This window comes from Anoxybacillus sp. CHMUD, from assembly GCF_013096965.1.
Taxonomy (GTDB): Bacteria; Bacillota; Bacilli; order Bacillales; family Anoxybacillaceae; genus Anoxybacillus; species Anoxybacillus kestanbolensis_A.
In genome coordinates this window covers 1-7517 of sequence record NZ_SDLG01000034.1, presented here as the reverse complement: position 1 = coordinate 7517, position 7517 = coordinate 1, and the positions used below count along the sequence as shown (strand labels likewise).

Sequence of the window (7517 nt, the reverse complement as noted above, 5' to 3'; positions counted from 1 at the left end):
TGAGATTTCCCATCGCGTCAAGCGAGTAAGATCCCTTGAAGATGACAAGGTAGATAGGTCCGAGGTGGAAGCGTGGCGACACGTGCAGCTGACGGATACTAATCGATCGAGGACTTAACTAAACACATACGAAAAGCGAAGGCGACTGTTTAGCCTGTTATCTAGTTTTGAAGGAATTATCCTTCACGCCGAAAGAGGCGAAACGAAAAAGCATGTTTGCTCGGTGACGATGGCGGAGAGGTCACACCCGTTCCCATCCCGAACACGGAAGTTAAGCTCTCCAGCGCCGATGGTAGTTGGCGGGACACCGCCTGCGAGAGTAGGACGTTGCCGGGCAAGAAAAAGACCAAGACAAGTTAGTCTTGGTCTTTTTTATTATGTAATAAATAGTCATACAAATATTTCGGTACTTTTCTTTCAGTTACGTCTAAAAACTGTACGATAAACGGATATGCGTCATTGGAATAACTGTGGAGAAGATCGTACCACCATTCTGTTTCATAACGGCAGATCATACTTAAATTGTATAGTAATAAATAGTGAGCGATGATTTCATGAATACGCTTGTTTTGTCCATTTGCTTGTTTAAAATATAAATCAAATAAAGGAGTTAGCTCCTCTATCTGCTCTAACAACTGTTTCATGCAAAATTTTTCCCCATATGCATGTTTCACATGAAACATTTTTTCAGAAAAATAAGTAAACAAACCGTGTTTTTGAATTTTTACTTCGTCTTTAAAAAAATCATAGTTTTGTTTTTTTCTCTTTCTCGTTGACACTCCGTGTGCCAAAACGGTAGAGGATTCTGGGTAGTCAGCATGAATAGTTAATAAACACGCTTTAAGAAGTTGTACATTTCCATAAAATAATAAAACAGGTTTGATCGCCAATGGTGCTTGGCGAGCTGTGTCATAAAATTTTTTTCCATGTTGTAAGTAGTACATAAACGGATAACAATTATCATAACTTTTCTTTTCTGCATCTTCTCTCCCTTCTTGTTTGTAGCGTTCAAGTAAAAATTGATGTACAAAATTTGAAGAGTAAAATACTTCCCACATCGTATGCTCTCCTTATTTAATTGATCGAATTATCTAACATTTTTATGTTTTCTTGACAGAAAAAAGCGAAGTTGATACTCTACTAATTAATATTTCCAAAGTGAGGGGGAAAAACAATGTGGGAAACAAAATTTGCGAAAGAAGGATTGACGTTTGATGATGTCCTTTTAATTCCAGCGAAGTCAGAAGTGTTGCCGCGTGATGTCGACCTAACGGTTGAGCTAAGCAAAACATTAAAATTGAACATCCCGATTATTAGCGCAGGAATGGATACGGTAACAGAGTCGGAAATGGCGATTGCGATGGCGCGTCAAGGTGGATTAGGAATTATTCATAAAAACATGTCAATTGAACAACAGGCGGAACAAGTCGATAAAGTAAAGCGTTCAGAAAGCGGGGTAATTACCGATCCATTCTTTTTAACCCCCGAACATCAAGTATATGATGCGGAACATTTAATGAGTAAATATCGTATTTCAGGCGTTCCGATCGTGAACAATGCTGAAGAACAAAAGCTTGTTGGAATTATTACAAATCGTGATTTACGCTTCATTCAAGATTACTCAATGAAAATTTCTGATGTGATGACAAAAGAAAACTTAATTACTGCTCCTGTTGGAACGACATTAGCAGAAGCTGAAAAAATTTTACAAAAGCACAAAATTGAAAAACTCCCTCTCGTTGACGATCAAGGTGTGTTAAAAGGACTTATCACTATTAAAGATATTGAAAAGGTGATTGAATTTCCAAACGCAGCAAAAGACGCGAAAGGACGTCTTCTTGTCGGGGCGGCTGTTGGGGTGACATCAGATACGATGTTGCGCGTGAAAAAGCTTGTGGAGGCAAACGTTGACGTCATTGTAGTTGATACAGCCCACGGTCATTCTAAAGGAGTGCTTGAAACGGTACGGAAAATTCGCGACACTTACCCGACATTGAACATTATCGCTGGAAATGTCGCGACAGCAGAGGCGACAAGAGATCTAATTGAAGCAGGAGCAAATATCATTAAAGTCGGTATCGGTCCAGGATCAATTTGTACGACACGGGTTGTCGCAGGTGTCGGTGTTCCTCAAATTACAGCCATTTATGACTGTGCAACAGAAGCAAGGAAATATGGTGTTTCAATTATTGCTGATGGGGGAATTAAATATTCTGGTGATATTGTAAAGGCTTTAGCAGCTGGTGGACATGCGGTTATGCTCGGAAGCTTGCTCGCAGGTGTATCTGAAAGTCCGGGGGAAACAGAAATTTATCAAGGTAGACGATTTAAAGTATATCGCGGTATGGGATCAGTTGGAGCGATGGAAAAGGGAAGTAAAGACCGCTATTTCCAAGAAGATAATAAAAAATTTGTTCCGGAAGGCATTGAAGGAAGAGTACCTTATAAAGGGCCGCTTGCTGATACCATTTATCAACTTGTCGGTGGATTGCGAGCAGGAATGGGCTATTGCGGAACGAGAAATTTAGAAGAATTGCGAGAAAAAACGCAATTTGTGCGCATGACTGGAGCAGGACTAAGAGAAAGCCATCCACATGACGTCCAAATTACGAAAGAAGCACCAAACTATTCACTTATGTAGTAAATACATAGGCAGAGGTGGAAGATTCCTCTGTCTATTTTTTTTTACAAGAGTATGTTAAAATAACGGTTATGTAAAACAGAGTTGGAGGGTTTGAGCGTGAAAACATCGTACAAGAGCTTCATCATTTCCATTGTAGCAATGTTCTTATTTATGGCGACGTTACCGCAAAATATAAAAGCGGAAGAAGACGTGCTCAATATTGAAGCAGATGCCGCTATTCTCGTTGAAGCGGAAACAGGAAAAATTTTATACCAAAAAAATATTGATGCCGTTTTAGGGATTGCTAGTATGACAAAAATGATGACGGAGTATTTGTTGCTAGAGGCCATTCATGAAGGACGCGTGAAATGGGATCAAGAATATGCAGTAAGTGAGTATGTATATCAAATTTCTCAAAAGCGCGATTTATCGAATGTTCCGTTAAGAAAAGATGGAAAATATACAGTACGTGAATTATACGAAGCAATGGCGATTTACTCAGCAAACGGGGCGACGGTTGCAATCGCAGAAATTGTTGGTGGCTCGGAGACGAATTTCGTGAAGATGATGAATGAAAAAGCGCAAGAGCTAGGATTAAAAGATTATAAGTTTGTTAATGCAACCGGACTAAATAACAAAGATTTGGGGGGAATGCACCCTGCAGGTAGTGGAGATAATGAAGAGAACGTCATGTCTGCCCGTGCTGTAGCCACATTAGCATATCATTTATATCACGAGTTCCCGGAAATTTTAGAAACGGCAAGTATTCCCCGAAAGTATTTCCGAGAAGGAACAGATGACCAAATTAAAATGGATAACTGGAACTGGATGCTTCCGGGACTTATCGCAGCATATGAAGGTGTAGATGGTATAAAAACGGGATATACAGAGTTTGCAGGGTATTGCTTTACAGGTACAGCAGAGCGGAATGGTATGCGCTTTATCACTGTTGTTATGAATGCGAAAACGAATGGCAAAGGGACGTATATGTCTCGTTTTCAAGAAACGAGAAAAATGTTAGACTACGCGTTTAGCAACTATACTGTGCAAAAGTTGTATCCAAAAGGCTATACGACGAAAAAACATAAAACAGTCACCGTAAAAAAAGGGAAAGAAAAAGAAGTTGCGATCGCGACAAAACAACCTCTATCGCTTGTTATTAAACGCGGGGAAGAGAAAAAATATAAACCTGTTGTTGTTATTGAAAAAGAAACGTTAACAGCTCCTGTGAAAAAAGGTCAAAAAGTTGGATATATGTACGTGAAATATGAAGGAACAGACTACGGCTATTTAACGAAAGAAGGAGAAAAGGCAGCACAAGTTGACATCGTAACACAACAAGCTGTAGAGAAAGCAAATGGCTTCGTTTTAGCGCTGCGCGCCATTGGTGAACTGTTTAGCGATATTTGGAGTGGTGCTTCAAATGCAATCAAAGGTTTATTTTAAAGCTCTCTTTTTAGAGGGCTTTAAAATTTTTATTGTGATTTTTTTAAAAATTGAGTTAAAATAAAAAAATGTAGCTAGTGTTTCTACACTTTTACCTAGTAAAAACGTATGCTAGAATATGGATAGTGTACTGAAGCGATGAATAGTTGTCGTTAAACTTATTTTTCAGTACAATATCACAATAACGATATACATAATGGGAGGAATGAACGGTGGCGGTTACAGGTACAGAACGTGTAAAACGCGGAATGGCGGAAATGCAAAAAGGTGGCGTCATTATGGACGTCGTGAATGCAGAACAAGCGAAAATCGCAGAAGCAGCAGGTGCTGTTGCAGTGATGGCTCTTGAGCGCGTTCCAGCTGATATTCGTGCAGCTGGTGGCGTTGCCCGCATGGCTGATCCGACAGTTATTGAAGAAGTGATGAAAGCAGTATCTATTCCGGTGATGGCGAAGGCGCGTATCGGTCACTATGTGGAAGCGCGCGTATTAGAGGCGCTCGGCGTAGACTACATTGATGAGAGTGAAGTATTAACGCCAGCAGACGAAGAATTCCACATTGATAAACGTCAATTTACTGTGCCGTTCGTATGTGGTTGTCGCGATTTAGGTGAAGCAGCTCGTCGTATTGCCGAAGGCGCCTCTATGCTTCGTACGAAAGGTGAGCCGGGTACAGGGAATATTGTTGAAGCAGTTCGCCATATGCGTAAAGTAAACGCGCAAGTGCGTAAAGTCGTCAGCATGAGCGAAGACGAATTAATGACAGAAGCGAAAAATTTAGGTGCTCCGTTTGAAGTATTATTGGAAATCAAACGTCTCGGTCGCCTTCCTGTCGTTAACTTTGCAGCAGGTGGTGTTGCGACACCAGCGGATGCAGCATTAATGATGCATTTAGGTGCTGATGGTGTATTTGTTGGTTCTGGTATTTTCAAATCAGAAAACCCTGAAAAATATGCACGTGCTATCGTAGAGGCGACAACTCATTATGAAGATTACGAATTAATTGCCCACTTATCAAAAGGATTAGGTGGAGCGATGAAAGGGATTGATATTTCTTCGTTGCTTCCTGAACAACGAATGCAAGAACGCGGATGGTAATGTAAAGGAGCAATGAATATGGTGAAAATAGGAGTATTAGGATTGCAAGGGGCCGTACGTGAACATGTACGGTCGATTGAAGCGTGTGGTGCAGAAGCGGTAGTGATTAAAAAGGTCGAGCAATTGACACAGATTGATGGCCTTATCATTCCAGGTGGGGAAAGTACGACGATGCGTCGTTTGATGGATAAATACGGCTTTATTGAACCGCTGAAGCAATTTGCAGGCGAAGGGAAGCCGATGTTTGGAACGTGTGCAGGCTTAATCATTTTAGCGAAAAAAATTGTTGGTTACGATGAGCCGCATCTCGGTTTAATGGATATTACGGTTGAACGCAACTCATTTGGTCGTCAACGTGAAAGTTTTGAAGCATCTTTAGCAATTAAAGGTGTCGCGGATGACTTTATTGGTGTATTTATTCGAGCTCCGCACATTGTATCTGTAGGAGCCGATGTTGATGTGCTTGCGACATATGAGGATCGCATTGTCGCGGCAAGACAAGGACAATTTTTAGGATGTTCGTTTCATCCAGAATTAACAGACGACCATCGTATGACGCAATACTTTATCAACATGGTGAAAGAGACAAAAGAATAAACGGGTTGCATTTTGTTTAAACTTATAGTACATTATTTCCAAGAAAATGATATGAAGAAAAAGCGATGACAGGAACTAGTAGCAAGCCCTCTTCCTTTCAGAGAGCCGATGGTCGGTGCAAATCGGTAGGAATGACTTGTGAATCCATCCTGGAGCGAGATGCTGAACGCGTTAAGTCAGTAGGCATTTCCGGTGAGAACCGTTATATCTCTCGAGTGGGAGACGTATGTCTTCAACTAGGGTGGCAACGCGGGAGCACTCTCGTCCCTTTCTTTCGGGACGGGAGTTTTTTATTTCATTAATCAAAATAAAAAGGAGGCATGTTGATGTTAGACTTAAAATTTTTACGTGCTAATTTTGAAGAAGTAAAACAAAAGCTTCAACATCGTGGTGAGGATTTAGCGGATTTCGAACGATTCGAGCAGCTCGATCGTCGTCGTCGGGAACTCATTGCACAGGCGGAGGAATTAAAAAATAAGCGAAACGATGTGTCGCAACAAATTGCTTTACTAAAGCGTGAAAAAAAAGATGCGGATCATCTCATTGCTGAAATGCGCCAAGTTGGTGATCGGATTAAAGTACTTGATGATGAATTGCGCGAAGTAGAACAACAGCTTGAAACATTGCTTTTATCCATTCCAAACATTCCACATGAATCTGTTCCAATTGGTGAATCAGAAGATGATAATGTAGAAATTCGTAAATGGGGTGAACCGCGTTCATTTTCCTTTGAACCGAAACCACATTGGGAAATTGCTGATCAACTTGGGATTTTAGATTTTGAAAGAGCAGCAAAGGTGACAGGAAGCCGATTTGTATTTTATAAAGGACTTGGGGCACGTTTGGAACGTGCATTGATTAACTTTATGTTAGACGTACATGTTGAACAACACGGATATGAAGAAGTTCTTCCGCCATACATCGTTAATCGAGCAAGCATGACGGGAACGGGGCAGCTTCCGAAGTTTGAAGAAGATGCATTTCGTATCGAAAGCGAAGATTACTTTTTAATTCCAACAGCTGAAGTTCCTGTAACAAACTTACATCGTGATGAAATTTTATCAGCAGATGATTTACCGATTAAATACGCTGCTTATAGCGCATGTTTCCGTTCGGAAGCTGGTTCGGCAGGAAGAGATACGCGCGGATTAATTCGTCAACATCAGTTCAATAAAGTAGAACTTGTTAAATTTGTCAAACCAGAAGATTCTTACGAAGAGCTCGAAAAGCTAACAAATGATGCAGAGCGTATTTTACAACTACTAGGTTTGCCGTATCGTGTGATGAGCATGTGTACAGCTGATTTAGGATTTACTGCTGCGAAAAAATATGACATTGAAGTATGGTTACCAAGCTATGGAACGTATCGGGAGATTTCTTCTTGTAGCAATTTTGAAGCGTTTCAAGCTCGTCGTGCAAATATTCGTTTCCGACGAGATCCAAAGGCAAAACCAGAACATGTGCATACGTTAAATGGGTCTGGTCTAGCGATTGGACGAACAGTGGCAGCGATTTTGGAGAATTACCAACAAGAAGATGGAACAGTTGTCATTCCAGAAGTACTTCGACCATATATGGGGGGAAAAGAAGTGATTTCATAAGGGGAGAACTTGCTCCCCTTTTTTATGTATGAGTAAAATGTTTGTGGGAGAAAAAAAGACAGGTTCCTGATTTGGTATAATAAGGAACCTGTCAGATATGTAAGCAAAATAGATGAAAAACGGGCTCTCCTCCTGGTAAGGTAGTAAGTGCGA

General features: G+C 40.7%; 6 protein-coding genes, 2 rRNA genes and 1 other annotated feature. Of the genes, 7 read left to right on the top strand and 1 reads right to left on the bottom strand.

Features of this window, described 5'->3' with window-relative positions; all coding sequences use genetic code 11:
* Together ETB99_RS14180 and rrf are read left to right on the top strand one after the other, a co-directional pair.
* A 23S ribosomal RNA gene (locus tag ETB99_RS14180) occupies positions 1 to 122 on the top strand; the annotation flags it as partial.
* A gap of 97 nt (positions 123 to 219) precedes the next feature.
* A 5S ribosomal RNA gene (rrf, locus tag ETB99_RS14175) occupies positions 220 to 336 on the top strand.
* A gap of 20 nt (positions 337 to 356) precedes the next feature.
* Here the strand turns inward: rrf and ETB99_RS14170 are convergent.
* A complete protein-coding gene (locus tag ETB99_RS14170; protein WP_077429220.1) occupies positions 357 to 1058 on the bottom strand; it encodes a YaaC family protein in 702 nt (233 codons plus the stop codon).
* A gap of 116 nt (positions 1059 to 1174) precedes the next feature.
* Between ETB99_RS14170 and guaB the strand changes: the two genes are divergently transcribed.
* The 5 genes from guaB to serS all read left to right on the top strand — a co-directional run bounded on the left by guaB (position 1175) and on the right by serS (position 7364).
* Positions 1175 to 2641 (top strand): IMP dehydrogenase, encoded by a 1467-nt coding sequence (guaB, locus tag ETB99_RS14165; RefSeq protein WP_171700895.1) that lies wholly within the window; start codon positions 1175 to 1177, stop codon positions 2639 to 2641.
* 99 nt (positions 2642 to 2740) lie between these two features.
* The gene (locus ETB99_RS14160; RefSeq protein WP_375153723.1) at positions 2741 to 4069 is read left to right on the top strand and encodes a D-alanyl-D-alanine carboxypeptidase family protein; all 1329 of its coding nucleotides are present in this window, start codon (positions 2741 to 2743) and stop codon (positions 4067 to 4069) included.
* Positions 4070 to 4281: 212 nt separating this feature from the next.
* Positions 4282 to 5166 carry a pyridoxal 5'-phosphate synthase lyase subunit PdxS gene (gene pdxS / locus ETB99_RS14155; RefSeq protein ID WP_004888477.1) on the top strand — a complete coding sequence of 295 codons (885 nt, stop codon included), beginning with the start codon at positions 4282 to 4284 and terminating at the stop codon, positions 5164 to 5166.
* An 18-nt stretch (positions 5167 to 5184) separates the two neighbouring features.
* Positions 5185 to 5763, top strand: coding sequence for a pyridoxal 5'-phosphate synthase glutaminase subunit PdxT (pdxT, locus tag ETB99_RS14150; protein ID WP_035021170.1), 579 nt, complete (start codon positions 5185 to 5187; stop codon positions 5761 to 5763).
* Positions 5764 to 5819: 56 nt separating this feature from the next.
* Positions 5820 to 6035: a binding site (T-box leader), on the top strand.
* Positions 6036 to 6089: 54 nt separating this feature from the next.
* Entirely contained in the window at positions 6090 to 7364 is a 1275-nt protein-coding gene (gene serS / locus ETB99_RS14145; protein ID WP_171700893.1) for a serine--tRNA ligase, read from the top strand.
* Positions 7365 to 7517 lie beyond the last annotated feature (153 nt).

Bases quoted from the DNA above. Each gene is read 5' to 3' on its own strand.
- ETB99_RS14170 (WP_077429220.1), bottom strand. From the start codon at position 1,058: ATGTGGGAAGTATTTTACTCTTCAAATTTTGTACATCAATTTTTACTT.
- guaB (WP_171700895.1), top strand. From the start codon at position 1,175: ATGTGGGAAACAAAATTTGCGAAAGAAGGATTGACGTTTGATGATGTC.
- pdxT (WP_035021170.1), top strand. From the start codon at position 5,185: ATGGTGAAAATAGGAGTATTAGGATTGCAAGGGGCCGTACGTGAACAT.
- serS (WP_171700893.1), top strand. From the start codon at position 6,090: ATGTTAGACTTAAAATTTTTACGTGCTAATTTTGAAGAAGTAAAACAA.